The following is a 13,394-nucleotide window of genomic DNA, read 5'->3' as shown; positions in this document are numbered from 1 at the left end:
GGCCGGATGGTCGAGATCGGCTCCGACGAGGAGATCTACGAGCACGCCACCCACCCGTACACCCAGGCGCTGCTCTCGGCCGTCCCGGTGCCCGACCCGTCCGCCCGCGACGACCGGGACCGGATCGTCCTCACCGGCGACGTGCCCTCGCCGGCGAACCCGCCGTCCGGCTGCCGCTTCCGCACCCGCTGCTGGAAGGCGCAGGAGAAGTGCGCGGTCGAGGTCCCGCTGCTCGTCGTCCGCCCGTGGCTGGAGGGATGGGCCGCGCACGAGTCCGCGTGTCACTTCGCCTCGGAGCGCGACGCGTCGGACCAGGACATCGTGGAGCGGGACACGGCGGGCCCGGACGCCGTGCACCAGGACCCGGACACCCGGGGCACCGGGCCGGGCGCGACCGAGGGCGGGACGGGCACCGGGGGCACCGGGCAGGACGGGCCGCCGCCCCCGCCCCCGCCGGTGTGACGGCGGACGACGGCGAAGGGCCCCTCCACCGCGGTGGAGGGGCCCTTCGCCGTCGCTGCGGGACTGTCAGAGCTCCTTGGCCGTCTCCCGCTGTGCCGGGACGTCGGCGGCGAGGGTGGTGCCCTCCTCGGGGAAGTGGCAGGCCGTCAGGTGGCCCTCGCGGCTGCCGGAGAGCTGCACCAGCGGCGGCTCCTCGGTCGCGCACTTGTCCTGCGCCTTCCAGCACCGGGTGCGGAAGCGGCAGCCCGACGGCGGGTTGATCGGCGACGGGACGTCGCCGACCAGGCGGATCCGCTCACGGGCGTCGTCCGGGTCCGGCTCCGGCACGGCGGAGAGCAGGGCGTGGGTGTACGGGTGCCGCGGCGCCTCGTACAGCGACTGGCGGTCGGCGACCTCGACGATCTTGCCGAGGTACATCACCGCGACGCGCTGCGAGAAGTGCCGCACGACGGCGAGGTCGTGGGCGATGAACAGGAACGCGATGCCGAGGTCCTTCTGCAGCTGCTGCAGCAGGTTGACGACCTGGGCCTGGATGGAGACGTCCAGCGCGGAGACCGGCTCGTCGGCCACGATCAGCTTCGGGTTCAGCGACAGCGCGCGGGCGACGCCGATGCGCTGGCGCTGACCGCCGGAGAACTCGTGCGGGAAGCGGTTGTAGTGCTCCGGGTTGAGGCCGACCGTCTCCAGCAGCTCCTGGACGCGCCGCTGGATGCCGCCGGGCGGGTTGATCCCGTTGATCTCCATCGGTGCGGAGATGATCGAACCGACGGTGTGCCGCGGGTTCAGCGAGGAGTACGGGTCCTGGAAGATCATCTGGATCTCGGACCGGATCGGCGCGAGCTCCTTGCGCGAGGCGTGCGTGATGTCGCGGCCCGCGTAGGAGATCGAACCGGCGGTGGGCTCCAGCAGGCGGGTGACCAGCCGGCCGGTGGTCGACTTGCCGCAGCCGGACTCGCCGACCAGGCCGACCGACTCGCCGGCGTGCACGGTCAGGTCGATGCCGTCGACCGCGTGGACGGCGCCCACCTTGCGCTTGAACAGGAAGCCGTCCATCACCGGGAAGTGCTTCTGCAGCCCGGAGATGCTCAGCAGCGGGTCGGTCGAGGCCGGGGTGCCCGACGCGGACTTGTCGAGGGTCAGCTCGTTGCTCATGGTGTCTCTGCCCGTCCTGTCAGCCGAGCCGCGGCTGGATCTGATCGATGAAGATGTCCTGCTTCTGGGCCGCCGTCAGGTGGCAGGCGGTGGCGTGGCCGGCCTCCGGGAGGAGGGCCGGGCGCTCGGTGGTGCAGCCGCCGCCGACGACCTTCTCGCGGAAGTCGCAGCGCGGGTTGAACGGGCAACCGGACGGCAGGTGGATCAGGCTCGGCGGGGTGCCCCGGACCGGCCGCAGCGGGACGTCGACCGGGCCGGTGAGGTTCGGCATCGAGGAGAGCAGACCCCAGGTGTACGGGTGCTGCGGGGTCTTGAGGACCTCGCGCACCGTGCCCCGCTCCACCGCGCGGCCCGCGTACATCACCATGATCTTCTGCGCGGTGTTGGCGACCACGCCGAGGTCGTGGGTGATCAGGATGATGGCGGTGCCCATCTCCTGCTGCAGGTCCTTCAGCAGGTCGAGGATCTGCGCCTGCACGGTGACGTCCAGCGCGGTGGTCGGCTCGTCCGCGATGACCAGCTTCGGGTTGCAGACCAGCGACATCGCGATCATCGCGCGCTGGCGCATGCCGCCGGAGAACTGGTGCGGGTAGTCGTCCACGCGCACGTTCGGCTGCGGGATGCCGACCTTGGTCAGCATCTCGATCGCCCGGTCCCGGGCCTCCTTCTTGGAGGCGCCGGTGTGCTTGCGGTAGGTCTCGCCGATCTGCTTGCCGATCGTGTGGAACGGCGACAGGGCGGTCAGCGGGTCCTGGAAGATCATCGACATCGTCTTGCCGCGGAGCTTCTCCAGCTCCCTGGTGGGCGCGCCCACCAGCTCCTGGCCGGCCAGCTTGATCGAGCCGCTGATCTCGGTCTTCTCCGGGTTGTGGAGGCCGAGGATCGCCAGGTTGGTGACGGACTTGCCGGACCCGGACTCACCGACGATGCCGAGGGTGGTGCCCGGCTCCACGTCGAAGGAGAGGTTGTCCACGGCCCGGACCACGCCGTCCTCGGTGCTGAAGCGGACCGAGAGGTCGCGGACTGAGAGGAAGGCGGTGCTGCTGCCGCCGCCGGCGGCCGCCTCCTCGGGCTTGGCCTGGGTGGTCATGGACTGGGCTCCTCGGTGCGGTACGTGAGGTGGGAACTGCGGTTGCGGCCAGGGGTGCGGCCGTCAGGCCAGGCGGATGCGCGGGTCGATCAGGGCGTAGACGGCGTCGACCACGATGTTGAAGATCACGATGAAGGTGGCGGCCACCATGGTCACGCCGACCAGCATCGACAGGTCGGAGTCGATGAACGACCGGATCGCGAGCTCACCGAGGCCGTGCAGGCCGAACGTGCTCTCCGTGATGATCGCGCCGCCGAGCAGGACGCCCAGGTCGATGCCGAAGACGGTGACGATGGTGCCCATCGCGCCGCGCCAGGCGTACCGCATGAAGACCGAGGTGCCGGACATGCCCTTGGCCCGGGCGGTGCGGACGTAGTCCTCGGTGAGCTGCTCCACCATCGAGGAGCGGGTCATACGGGTGTAGTTGGCCGTCCAGATCAGCGAGAGCACGATCCACGGGACGAGCAGGCCGGTGAACCAGCCGATCGGGTCCTCGGTGATCGGCACGTAGGTGGGCAGGTCCAGCAGGTCGGTGCTGTAGACCAGCGCCCAGAGGGCCAGCGGGCCTGCGACGTAGATCTGCATCGAGGTGGCCACCAGCGAAGCGGCACTGGCGATCTTGTCCGCCGCCTTGCCCTGCTTGTGGGCGGCCAGCATGCCGGTGCCGATGCCGAAGACCAGGAAGACCACGGCCGAGCCGACGGTCAGCGACAGCGTGGTCGGGAAGCGGTCCATCAGGGTGTCGAGGACCATGTCCTTCTTGACGAAGGACCAGCCGAAGCACGGCGCGTCACAGTGCGGGACGTCACCGCCGGGGTACGTGTGGCCCACGAAGATGCCCGACAGCCAGTTCCAGTACTGCATGGGGACGGACTGGTCCAGTCCCATGCTGTGCTTGATCAGGACGAGGTTCTCGGGTGAACAGACCTTGCCGCAGTACAGCCGCGCCGGGTCCGCCGGGATGGCGAAGAAGAGCGCGAAGGTGATCATGCTGATGATCAGCAGGATGACGAGGGCGCCGAGGGATCGGCGGACTAGGAATCGGAGCATGGGGTCGGGCTCTCCTGATCGGGGCGCCGGCTGCGGGTGCGGTGGCTTGCAGGGGCGAGGTAGGGCTGAGGGGGGCCGACCGGTGGGGCACCGACCGTTCGGCCGGTGCCCCACCGCGGCTACTGCGTGGTGCCGGTGACTACTTGACGTAGATGTTCAGCGGCGACTGCAGACCGAACAGCGTGTCGTACTTCACGCCGCCCAGGCCGGAGCCGTACAGGCTCAGCGAGCGCTGGTAGACGTCCGGGATGGACACGGCCTTCTGCTGGAGCTTCTTGTCCAGGGCCGCCCACGCCTTGCCCTGCTCGACCGGGTCGGCGATCTTGACCGCGGCGTCGATCGCGGAGTTGACCTCCGGGTCGTTCAGGTGCGCGTAGTTGGAGGCACCGTCCGCGATCGCGCGGCCGTCCCACACCGGCTGCAGCGAGGTGTAGCCGGTCGGCCAGTCGGCGCCCCAGCCGCCCCAGTACAGGTCGTACTCGTTGTTGGTGAGGCCGATGGCGTCGTAGTAGGTCTTGGCGTCGAGCGGCTTCGGAACGAACTTGAAGCCGGCCGCCTCCAGGGCGACGCGGATCGCCTCGGTGACCTTCTGCTGCAGCGGGGTGTTGTTGTACGCGTAGACGATGGTCTGACCCATCGCGTTGGCCTCGGTCAGCAGCTTCTTGGCCGCCTCCGGGTCACCCTGCGGCTTCTTGAGCGTGTCGTAGACGTCGCTCTTCTCGTAGCCCAGGACGGTCGGGCTCATGTAGGTGGTGGCGTAGTCGCCGTAGCTGGTGCCGCCCTGGAGCTGACGGGTCTGCTGGTGCGGGAAGGCCCGGATGAGCGCCTCGCGGACCTTCTGGTCCTTGATGCGGGTGTTGTTGATGAAGTAGTAGTCGACGTACGGCGACAGGCCCTCGAGCGTGCGGGGCTTGAGCTTCTCGTCGGCCTTCACCTGGTCGATGAAGCTGGGGTGGACCTGGTTGTGGAAGCTGAAGGCGAGCTTGTCGGCACCGTTGTCCGCCATGAAGCGCTCGGTGGACTGCTGCGCCTGGACGCCGAACTCCATGTGCCACTTGTCCGGGTAGGCGTTCCGGATCGGGTCGGTGGCCGGGTCCCAGTTGGGGTTGCGGACCAGGTCGAGCGACTTGTCGGTGACGTGCTCGACGATCTGGTACGGGCCCGAGGAGAACGGCTTCTTGTCGTAGGCGTCCTTGGTGTCCTGGGCCTTCGGCACCACGCCGTAGCCGGTCATCGCCAGGGTGAAGTTGGCGTCCGGGTGGGCGTCCTTGAAGGTGAAGACGACGGTCTTGGCGTCGGGCGCCTGCACCGCGTCCAGGCTCTTGCCGTCGTACGGACCGGCGTACGCCTCGCGGTACTTGTCACCGGCGAGCCAGGTCTGGACGTAGGTCGGGCCCGACTTCACGAAGGAGGCGAAGGTGCGCTCGATCGAGTACTTGACGTCGGCCGAGGTGATCGGGGTGCCGTCCTGCCACTTCACGCCGTCCTTCAGCGTGAACTTCCAGGTCTTGCCGCCGTCGGTGGTGGTGCCCGTGTCGGTGGCGAGGTCGCCGACCAGCTTCTGGGTGCCGTCCGGCAGGTACTTGTAGCCCGTCAGCTGACGGGTGAGCAGCAGCGAGACCTCGCTGTTGTAGTTCAGGTAGATCTGCGCCGGGTCGAGGTGCGAGAAGTCGTCGCGGTCGATCATGTTGACCGTGCCGCCCTTCTTCGCGTTCGGCTCCGCGGCCGCAGGGCCCTTGGAGTCCTCGGCCGTGCCGACCGAGATGCTGGCGGCCTTCACCGGCTCCTTGGAGGCGCCGGAGCCGGCACCGTCGCTGTTGGAGTGGCCGCTGGAGCACGCGGTGGTGACGGTCAGGGCCCCGGCCACCATGATGGCGGCGGCGAGCCGCCGCGACTTGCGAGCGTTCATCTTCATCCTGCCTGTGGAAGGTGTCTGCATTTCAGTTGGGTGCCCGGGGCTGGGGTGCCCATCCCCCCGGAGTCTTTGGGGCTGCTCGGTGCCCGCTGGTGGGGTCAGCGGTTGGCCTTCGGGTCGAATGCGTCCCGGACGGAGTCGCCGAGCAGGTTGAACGCGAGGACGAACAGCACCATCGCCAGACCCGGGAAGATCAGGAAGGTGATGTCGGTTCGCAGGTACTGGGCCGCGTCGGCGATCATGCGGCCCCAGTCGGGGGTGGGCTCGGTGACACCGACGCCCAGGTAGGACAGGCCGGCCTCGGCCGTGACGAAGGCGGGGAGCGCCAGCGTCGACTGCACCAGGATCGGCGTCCACAGGTTGGGGAGGAGCTCCTTGAAGATGATCCGCGCCGGCGAGGCGCCGGTCACCTTCGCCGCCTCGACGAACTCGCGCTCGCGCAGCGACAGGGTGGTGGCACGCAGGATGCGGGCCAGCGACATCCAGCCGAGCAGCGAGAGGACGATCGTCACCGCGGTGAAGGACAGCCAGGTCGGCTGCGCCTCGTTGTTGGCGACCAGCAGGCCGCTGACCACCGGCATGGTGGCGATCAGGAAGATCTGCGACGGGAAGGACATCAGGACGTCGATGACCCGGCCGATCAGGTAGTCCGTCTTGCCGCCGAGGTAACCGGCCGCGATGCCCAGCGCCACACCGATGACGGTGGTGAGCAGGGAGACCGCGAAGGCGATCAGCAGCGAGGTGCGGATGCCGTAGATCAGCAGGGTGAACAGGTCGCGGCCCAGGCCGGGCTCGAGGCCGAACCAGAAGTCGCCGCTCATACCGCCGTTGGGGCCCGTCGGCAGACCGGAGTCGGTCAGCAGGTCGGGCGTGTTCTGGCCGTAGTGGGTGACCGGGTCCTTGCCGTAGACCATCGAGATGACGGGGGCGAGGAGGGCGATCACCACGAAGGCCAGCACGATCACGCCGCTGACCACGCCGGTGCGGTCGCGCAGGAAGCGCCGCCACATGAGCTTGCCCGGGGAGAGGCCCCGGAAGCCAGGATCTGACGGAGCGTCGGCCGTGCTGGTGGCGTCGAGGTCCGACGTGGACCCGACCAGAACGCTGTCGTCGTCCGTCGTGGCCCCGGTTGGCGTCGTCATGGTGCTAAAGCTCCCGACCGTGGTCTGTGTGCAGCAAGGAGAAAAAGTTGGATGCACGGACTCTTGCAAGTCGTTAATCGAACGTCAAGAGTTCCTCACTTCGCGGACGCCCATTTCTTGCTTCGTGCTGCAATGTCCACCACTTCGTAGTGCGGAATCGCTTGACATGCTCTCCGTGAGACGGTCAAAAGCGGACATACGGCGGTATAGCGCGTTCACGCGTCCGTAACGTGCCGGGGTGGCATCCGCTATGTGGACGCCGAATCCTTCGATGCCAACGGTCGATGCGCGTAGACTCGTTGTCCGTTTTGGCCATTGTCGGGCGAATTGTCGACGGTGTTGTGCCGTCCGATAATCGGACACTAGTGTTTTGCGGTAGACGGGCCGAATATTTGGGCATGCCCGGAGCGCGCCGTCGAGCAATTCGCCCCCGCTCTTGGATGGCAAATTCACGCCACTGGCGAGTATTCGCCGTGCATTCTTCGCGGCTACTTCTGGAAGCCGATGTCCTCGTAGACCGGATCGGACAGTCCGGGCGCGCCCAGGTTGGCGACCGCCCGCCGCGCCGCGTAGATCGCCGGCCGCTGGTACAGCGGGATGAGGCCGGCCACCTGCCACGCCTGTTCGTCGGCCCGGTTGATGGCCTCGTAGCCCTCCTTGGCGGTCTCGCCCGACGCGGCGTCAGCGATGGCCGCGTCGAGCGCCTCACTGCCCACCTGGGAGACGTTCCCGCCCGCCCCCTGCTGGAAGGTACTGGCCAACGAGGTCGCCGGGAAGGGGGTCCCCGTGATGTCGAGCAGGGTGAGGTCGAAGTCGTGCCGGTTCACGTACTTCGCGAGGAAGTCGGCGTTCGGCACCTTCTGCACCGTGACCTGGATGCCCGCGAGCGCCAGCATCTCCAGCACCTGCGTGCTCTCAGCGTCCGCCGTCTGGCCGGTCTGCGGCACCACCAGACGGAGCGTCAGCGGCTTGCCGTCCTTGCTGCGCATCCCGAAGCCCGGCCGGTCCCAGCCGGCCTTGTCGAGCTCGGCGTCCGCGGTGTCCACGTCGTACTGGCTCAGCCCGGCCGAGTTGTCGCGGTAGCCGTTCTGCCCGGGCACCAGGAAGTGGTTGTTCATCGGGGTGTACGCCCAGTCGAGGCCCTTGAGGCCGGTGCGGGCGATGGACTCCCGGTCGATCGCCCGCAGCACGGCCCGCCGCACCGCGGGGTCGGTCAGCTGCGGGCTGCGGCCGTTCAGCGCCAGGGCGCGGACGTTGGGGCCGCCGGCCTTGCGGATCTCGCCGTCGCCGACGGCCGCGGCGCGGCGGTAGGCCGCCGCGTCCGGGCCGATGTCGAAGTAGTCCACGCCGCCCCGGGCGAAGGCGTCCGCCATAGCGCCCGGCTCCATCGCGCGGAACACGATCCGGTCCAGCATCGGCTTCTCGCCCCACCAGCCCGGGTCGGCCTCCAGGGTGACCGTGCCCTTGGCGCGGTCGATCCCGGCGGGCCGGAACGGGCCCGCGGTGGCCGGGATGCGGTCCGCCCAGCCGGTGTTGAACTGCTCGGCGGTGCCGGCGTACCGGGCGGGCAGCAGCGGGGTGTCCGAGGCGTTGTTGAACATCGACTGCCACTCGGAGAACCGGGTGCGGAAGACCATGACGGCCTGGAAGTCGTCCTTGCCGCGGGCGACCGACTCGACGCGGTCGAAGCCCGCCGCGGAGGCCGTGCGGTAGTTCGGGTCGGTGCCGTTCAGCGCCCGCCAGGTGGCGGCGAGGTCGCGCCAGGTGATCGGGGTGCCGTCGGACCAGTGCGCCTTGGGGTTGAGCGTCCAGGTGACCGTCTGCCGGCCGCCGTCGGTCGCGCTCGCCGCGTCCAGCAGGAACGCCTTGTTGGGCGTCTGGGTGCCACCGGCGTCGGAGTGCCAGAAGCTCGGCAGCAGGGCCTTCATGACCGCCGTGGTGGCCGGCTCGGCGCCGTCCACGTGCAGCGGGTTCCACTGGGCGGGCAGGCGGTCCACCGCCCACTGCAGGGTGCCGCCCTTCTTCAGCGCCGTCCGCGGCCGCGGGTTGGTGGCGGACAGCGTCATCCGCTGCGTCCCGCCGTCGACCCGGGCGGCGCCGTCGGATCCGGCCTGCGGATCGCCGCTGCTCGCGCAGGAGCAGAGGGCGAGCGCCAGGGCGGCCGCCGACGCGGTCAGGGCGAGCGGGAACCTGGGTCTGGTCACGAGGGTCTCCCAGCGGAGCGGTGCGGCGGGGGTGGCCGTCTGCGCGGGTTGGGGCGGCTCGGCTGGGGGCACATCCTGCTGACCGGGTGCGCGCATTGTCGACCGGGTCCCGATCAAGGATTGGTAACGCGGGGCGGGAGGCGGCCCGGACGGGTGTCTTGCCCGGTTTTGCCCCGCCACTGGCGAGTAACCGCCAGAACGCGGCGGAGGCCGGGCCCGGTCGGCGGGTGCCGACGGGCCCGGCCTCCTGAGCCGTGCGCGGGTCGTCCGGACGCGGGGACGTGGATCAGGCCGGGAAGGTGAACACCCGGTCCCTGCCGCTCTTGTCGAGCACCGAGGCGATGCCGTCCGCGACGTCCTGCGGCGTGATCGGGGCGAGCGCCCCGTTCTTGCGGGTCTTGGCCTTGTCGAAGACGCCGTTCAGCGCGGCGTCCAGCTTGTCCAGGTCCCAGGTGAGGACGACCTTGCCGGAGGCGTCCGGGGCCAGGGTCAGCGCCCGGCTGGCCGTCAGCTTGCCGAAGTCCCACTTCAGCTTGCCGGCCTTCAGCGTCACGTTGCCGTTGAGGACCTGCTTGCCGAGCGAGGCCGCGGCCGCCTTGAGCGCGTCCTCGCCGACCTTCGGCTTGGCCGCGGTCAGCGTCAGCGCGACATCCTCCTCGGGCAGGCCCGCCGCGCGGTTGCGGTACGCCTGCTCGACCTGGGCCGCGGCGGCCGCCGAGTCCAGGCCCTGGCCGGGCTTGCCGGGGACGACCTCGGTCTGGCCGGTCTCCGTGAAACGGACGTAGCCCTCCTTGAGGCCCTGGCCGGACTTCGCCGCCAGCTCGTCCAGCGCCGCCTTGAGCTTCGACTGGTCGACCTTCACCTCCGGCGCGACCGCCTTCGAGCCGCCCGCCAGCGAACCGATCACCTCGACCGGGTTGTAGCTGTGCTTGGTCAGGCCGTCGACGGTGCCCGTGGTGTCGAAGCTCAGACCGGCGGTCGCCGGGTCCAGGGTCAGCGCCTGGCTGCCCAGCTTGAGCTTGATCGGCTCCTTGCCGGTCTTGGCCACCGACTCGTCGAGCGCGCTCACCGCCTGGTCGCGGGTGTCGCCGCCGATGTCGGTGCCGAGCACGGTGGTGCCCTTGGGGATGTCCGCCTGGTTGAGCATCAGGCCGGTGCCGTACGCGGCGGCGCCGGCGAAGATCAGGCCGCCGACGGCGTAACCGGCCAGCTTGCGGGCCTTGCCGCGCCTCTTCGGCGCGGGCTCGGCGGACTCGGCCTTCGGGGGCGCCGGCTCGGGTGCCGGGGCGGGCGCGGGCTCCGCGGCGGCGGGGGCGGGGCGCCCCCGGTCGGGAGCGGCGCCGCCGAACGGACCGCCGAACGGATCGGCCTGCGCGGGCGCACCGCCGTACGGACCGCCGAACGGGTCGGCCGCGGCCGGGGCCGACCCGGGCGCGAACGGGTCCGCGGGGGCGGCGAAGGGGCCGCCGGCTGGAGCTGCGCCGGGAGCGGCGAAGGGGTCCGCCGGACCGGCGAACGGGTCGGCAGCCGGGGGAGCCGAGCCGAAGAGGCTGGCGGTCGGCACACCGGGTATCGAACCGCCCGGGTGGGCGTCGTCACGGATCGGCTCGAAACCGCCGACCTGGGTGTCCTCGGGCTCGGGCTGTGCGGCACCGGCCGCCCGGCCCGCGGCGAACGGGTCGGCCGGGCCGGTGCGGAACGGGTTCTCCTGCACCGGGGCGGGACCGAACGGATCGGCGGGCGCGCGACGCGGCTCGGCGCCCGGGGCACCCGGGGCGCCCTGCGCGGGCCCGGCGAACGGGTCCGCGGCGAAGCGGCCGGCCGGGCGCTGCCCGCCGCCGGCGTCCGGACGGGCCTGCGGCGGTGCGGCGAACGGGTCCTGCGGTGCCGCGAAGGGGTCCTGCGGGGCGCCGCCCTCGGGGCCGCCTGCGAACGGCGAGGCGGGGGTACCGGTGGGCCGCGGCGCACCGCGCCGCTCACCCGGCACCGGGCCGCGCGGGCCGGGGGTGGTCGCCTGCGGACCACCCTGAGGGGCGGGCCGGGGTGCGCCCGCGGCGGGGCGCGGGGCCCCCTGCGGAGCGGTCCGGGGGGTGGCCTGCGCCGAGGCCTGGGCGGTCTGCGGGGCCGGCTGCGGGGCCCCGTCCGGGGCGCCGTCGCCGCGGGACTTCTGCCGCGGACGGAACCAGGCGCCGGTCGACTCCGACTCGCTGGCGCCGTCGGGACGGCCCTGGCCGCCGGCGGGGCCGCCCTCCTGCCGCTCCGGCGACAGGTCGACCGGGGCCTGCGCGGTCCCGGCGTCCATCACGCCGAGGACCGGCGAGCCGCTGCCCTCGGTGCGCCGGCCGGGCGCGCCCGGTCCGGGCCCGGGCTCCTCGTTCTTGACGGGGCTGCGCACCACGACCGGCGGGATCGGCCGGGAGCCGGGGATGTTGATCCGCACCCGGGTGGTCAGGGTGGTCTCGGTCTTGGGCACGTCGTCGGCCGCGGCCTCCTGGCCGCCGAGGCCGGCGCCCTGGGTCGCGGTGCCGAAGGGATCGTCGCTGCGGCCGTGGGCGAACGCCGCGGCGCCCGGCAGTCCGGTGCCGTACGGCGGGGTGCCGGAGGGGTAGGCGTCAGCCCCGTCCGCGGTGCGGCGGCCGGGGGTGGCCCCGCGGGGCGGCGGGTACGCGCTGTCAGATTCGCGGCTGCTCAATGCTGCTCTGCTCCGGGTTCGCGGCAGCGCCGACGGGCGGCGGCCGCGGGTAGTGGGACGTCCCCCCGCGTGCGGTGCGGCACCGCGCTGCGGACCGGACGGACCCTCCGACACCAGCTTCTTCACGTGTTGGCTGAGACGGCGCCGCCGCCACGCGACTGGGGCTGAAGGTACCTTCCCGCCCTGCGTCCGAGGCATCCGGGGCCGTCGTTCCCCGGGCCGATAGGACCGGAGGCACCCGCACCGGCACCACCATACTGGGAAGCGCCGGGCGGGGACCCGGATCGGAAGGATCCCGATATGTCCGATAATTCCGCTATCGGGCTATGCGTGCGGGTCCCTGACGGGACGTTGCCGGTCGCCGCCGACCGCGCCGAATCCGAAGGTCGCGGTGGTGGGCAGCGTCGCGCAGACGACACCCGCGACCGCGCCGACGAACAGGTAGAGGTACGAGGTCAGACCGGCCGCCAGGACGAAGTCGCCCTCCGGGCGGGGCGCCATCATGACCATCAGCACGGCGAACCAGCCGGCCAGCGGGATGCCCGCACCGAGCTTCGTGCCCGTCAGCCGCAGCCCGCCGTAGAACAGCCCGCCCGTCGCGGCCAGCGCCAGCAGCACGCCGAACGGGGGCCACAGGGCCTGCACGAACGCTCCGCACAACGAGACCGCGGCCCCCACGAAGAACAGCACCGTGTAGGCCGCCACCCGGAAGCCGCGCGACGGCGGCGACTCGGCCAGGCGCTCCGACCGGGTGCCCAGCAGCACCTGCAGCGGCTTCACGGCGTCACCCCCGCGAAGAGGTCCGTCTCCGGCAGGTCCGCGCCCGGCTCGCCGTGCACCAGCTGGTAGTACTCGGTGGCCACCAGCGGCTGCCCCAGGTCGTTGCTGAGCGCGAAGTACGGCTCGGTCACGGTGATCTGGGTGGCGTGCGCCCGCATCGCGGCCGCCTTCGCCCCGGCGTACGCCGCCCCGTCCAGCACCGTCGTCACCACCGCGTCGTCCACCACGCCGGGCACGTCGCCCGTCGAGGCGGTGCCGGGGAAGGCCGCGGCGCCGGCCGTCTCCGCCAGTCCCCGCTCGATCACCGACCGCGGCATCCGGTTGTAGTACACCTTGGCGATCCGCCAGGCCGCACCGAGCTCCGGGCGGTGCGCCGGGTCCGCGGCCAGCTCGTACGCCCGCAGGGCCACCCGGTGCGCCTGGATGTGGTCGGGGTGGCCGTAGCCGCCGTTCTCGTCGTAGGTGACCAGCACCTGCGGCCGGACCTCGCGGACCACCGCCACCAGGTGGTCGGCGGCCTCGTCCAGGTCGGCCCGCCAGAAGGAGTCCGGCCGGTCGTTGTCGGAGACGCCCATCATCCCGGAGTCGCGGTAGCGGCCCGGGCCGCCGAGGAAGCGGAAGTCGGCGACGCCGACCGCGCGCATCGCCGCGGACAGCTCGCCGATCCGGTGCTCGCCGAGGGTGCCGTCCCGATCGGCCGTCAGGTGGGCCGACTCGGGCGGGATCACCTCACCGCCCTCGCCGAGGGTGCAGGTCACCAGCGTGACCAGGGCACCCTCGGCGGCGTACCGCGCCATGGTGGCTCCGTTGCCGATCGACTCGTCGTCGGGGTGCGCGTGCACCAGGAGCAGGCGGCGGGGCGGGCGGTCGGAGGCTGCGGTCATGGCCGCCAGCCTAGCGACCGCCG

General features: G+C 71.5%; 10 protein-coding genes. 1 reads left to right on the top strand and 9 read right to left on the bottom strand.

Translation table 11 applies throughout. The features are described from left to right. The coding region (locus tag IE98_RS0135430; RefSeq protein WP_199923015.1) for an oligopeptide/dipeptide ABC transporter ATP-binding protein at positions 1 to 462 on the top strand (462 nt) is incomplete at its 5' end. A 66-nt stretch (positions 463 to 528) separates the two neighbouring features. Here the strand turns inward: IE98_RS0135430 and IE98_RS0135425 are convergent. The 9 genes from IE98_RS0135425 to mshB all read right to left on the bottom strand — a co-directional run bounded on the left by IE98_RS0135425 (position 529) and on the right by mshB (position 13,371). Continuing rightward, complete coding sequence (locus IE98_RS0135425) at positions 529 to 1,614, bottom strand: ABC transporter ATP-binding protein (protein ID WP_030275952.1); 1,086 nt, start codon at positions 1,612 to 1,614, stop codon at positions 529 to 531. Positions 1,615 to 1,633: 19 nt separating this feature from the next. Further along, entirely contained in the window at positions 1,634 to 2,704 is a 1,071-nt protein-coding gene (locus IE98_RS0135420) for an ABC transporter ATP-binding protein (RefSeq protein WP_030275951.1), read from the bottom strand. A gap of 63 nt (positions 2,705 to 2,767) precedes the next feature. Beyond that, positions 2,768 to 3,754, bottom strand: a complete 987-nt coding sequence (locus tag IE98_RS0135415) for an ABC transporter permease (protein ID WP_030275949.1) — start codon at positions 3,752 to 3,754, stop codon at positions 2,768 to 2,770. A 139-nt stretch (positions 3,755 to 3,893) separates the two neighbouring features. Beyond that, a complete protein-coding gene (locus IE98_RS0135410) occupies positions 3,894 to 5,663 on the bottom strand; it encodes an ABC transporter substrate-binding protein (RefSeq protein ID WP_043175874.1) in 1,770 nt (589 codons plus the stop codon). Positions 5,664 to 5,767: 104 nt separating this feature from the next. Beyond that, positions 5,768 to 6,811: an ABC transporter permease gene (locus IE98_RS0135405; protein WP_030275945.1), complete on the bottom strand. Its 1,044-nt coding sequence runs from the start codon at positions 6,809 to 6,811 to the stop codon at positions 5,768 to 5,770. 488 nt (positions 6,812 to 7,299) lie between these two features. Then, the gene (locus tag IE98_RS0135400; protein ID WP_052391414.1) at positions 7,300 to 9,015 is read right to left on the bottom strand and encodes an ABC transporter family substrate-binding protein; all 1,716 of its coding nucleotides are present in this window, start codon (positions 9,013 to 9,015) and stop codon (positions 7,300 to 7,302) included. A gap of 286 nt (positions 9,016 to 9,301) precedes the next feature. Continuing rightward, a complete protein-coding gene (locus tag IE98_RS0135395) occupies positions 9,302 to 11,707 on the bottom strand; it encodes a peptidoglycan binding domain-containing protein (protein WP_030275942.1) in 2,406 nt (801 codons plus the stop codon). A 324-nt stretch (positions 11,708 to 12,031) separates the two neighbouring features. Continuing rightward, positions 12,032 to 12,487 carry a DUF6113 family protein gene (locus IE98_RS0135390; protein ID WP_063749059.1) on the bottom strand — a complete coding sequence of 152 codons (456 nt, stop codon included), beginning with the start codon at positions 12,485 to 12,487 and terminating at the stop codon, positions 12,032 to 12,034. After that, positions 12,484 to 13,371: an N-acetyl-1-D-myo-inositol-2-amino-2-deoxy-alpha-D-glucopyranoside deacetylase gene (gene mshB, locus IE98_RS0135385; protein WP_030275937.1), complete on the bottom strand. Its 888-nt coding sequence runs from the start codon at positions 13,369 to 13,371 to the stop codon at positions 12,484 to 12,486. The genes IE98_RS0135390 and mshB overlap by 4 nt, the downstream gene beginning before the upstream one ends. Between the last annotated feature and the right edge of the window lie 23 nt (positions 13,372 to 13,394).

This window comes from Streptomyces sp. NRRL B-24484, assembly GCF_000717715.1.
Classification (GTDB): Bacteria; Actinomycetota; Actinomycetes; order Streptomycetales; family Streptomycetaceae; genus Kitasatospora.
This window is presented reverse-complemented; position numbering and strand designations above follow the sequence as displayed.

Coding starts and splice junctions, on each gene's coding strand:
- IE98_RS0135425 (WP_030275952.1), bottom strand. CDS start 1,614: ATGAGCAACGAGCTGACCCTCGACAAGTCCGCGTCGGGCACCCCGGCC.
- IE98_RS0135420 (WP_030275951.1), bottom strand. CDS start 2,704: ATGACCACCCAGGCCAAGCCCGAGGAGGCGGCCGCCGGCGGCGGCAGC.
- IE98_RS0135415 (WP_030275949.1), bottom strand. CDS start 3,754: ATGCTCCGATTCCTAGTCCGCCGATCCCTCGGCGCCCTCGTCATCCTG.
- IE98_RS0135410 (WP_043175874.1), bottom strand. CDS start 5,663: ATGAACGCTCGCAAGTCGCGGCGGCTCGCCGCCGCCATCATGGTGGCC.
- IE98_RS0135405 (WP_030275945.1), bottom strand. CDS start 6,811: ATGACGACGCCAACCGGGGCCACGACGGACGACGACAGCGTTCTGGTC.
- mshB (WP_030275937.1), bottom strand. CDS start 13,371: ATGACCGCAGCCTCCGACCGCCCGCCCCGCCGCCTGCTCCTGGTGCAC.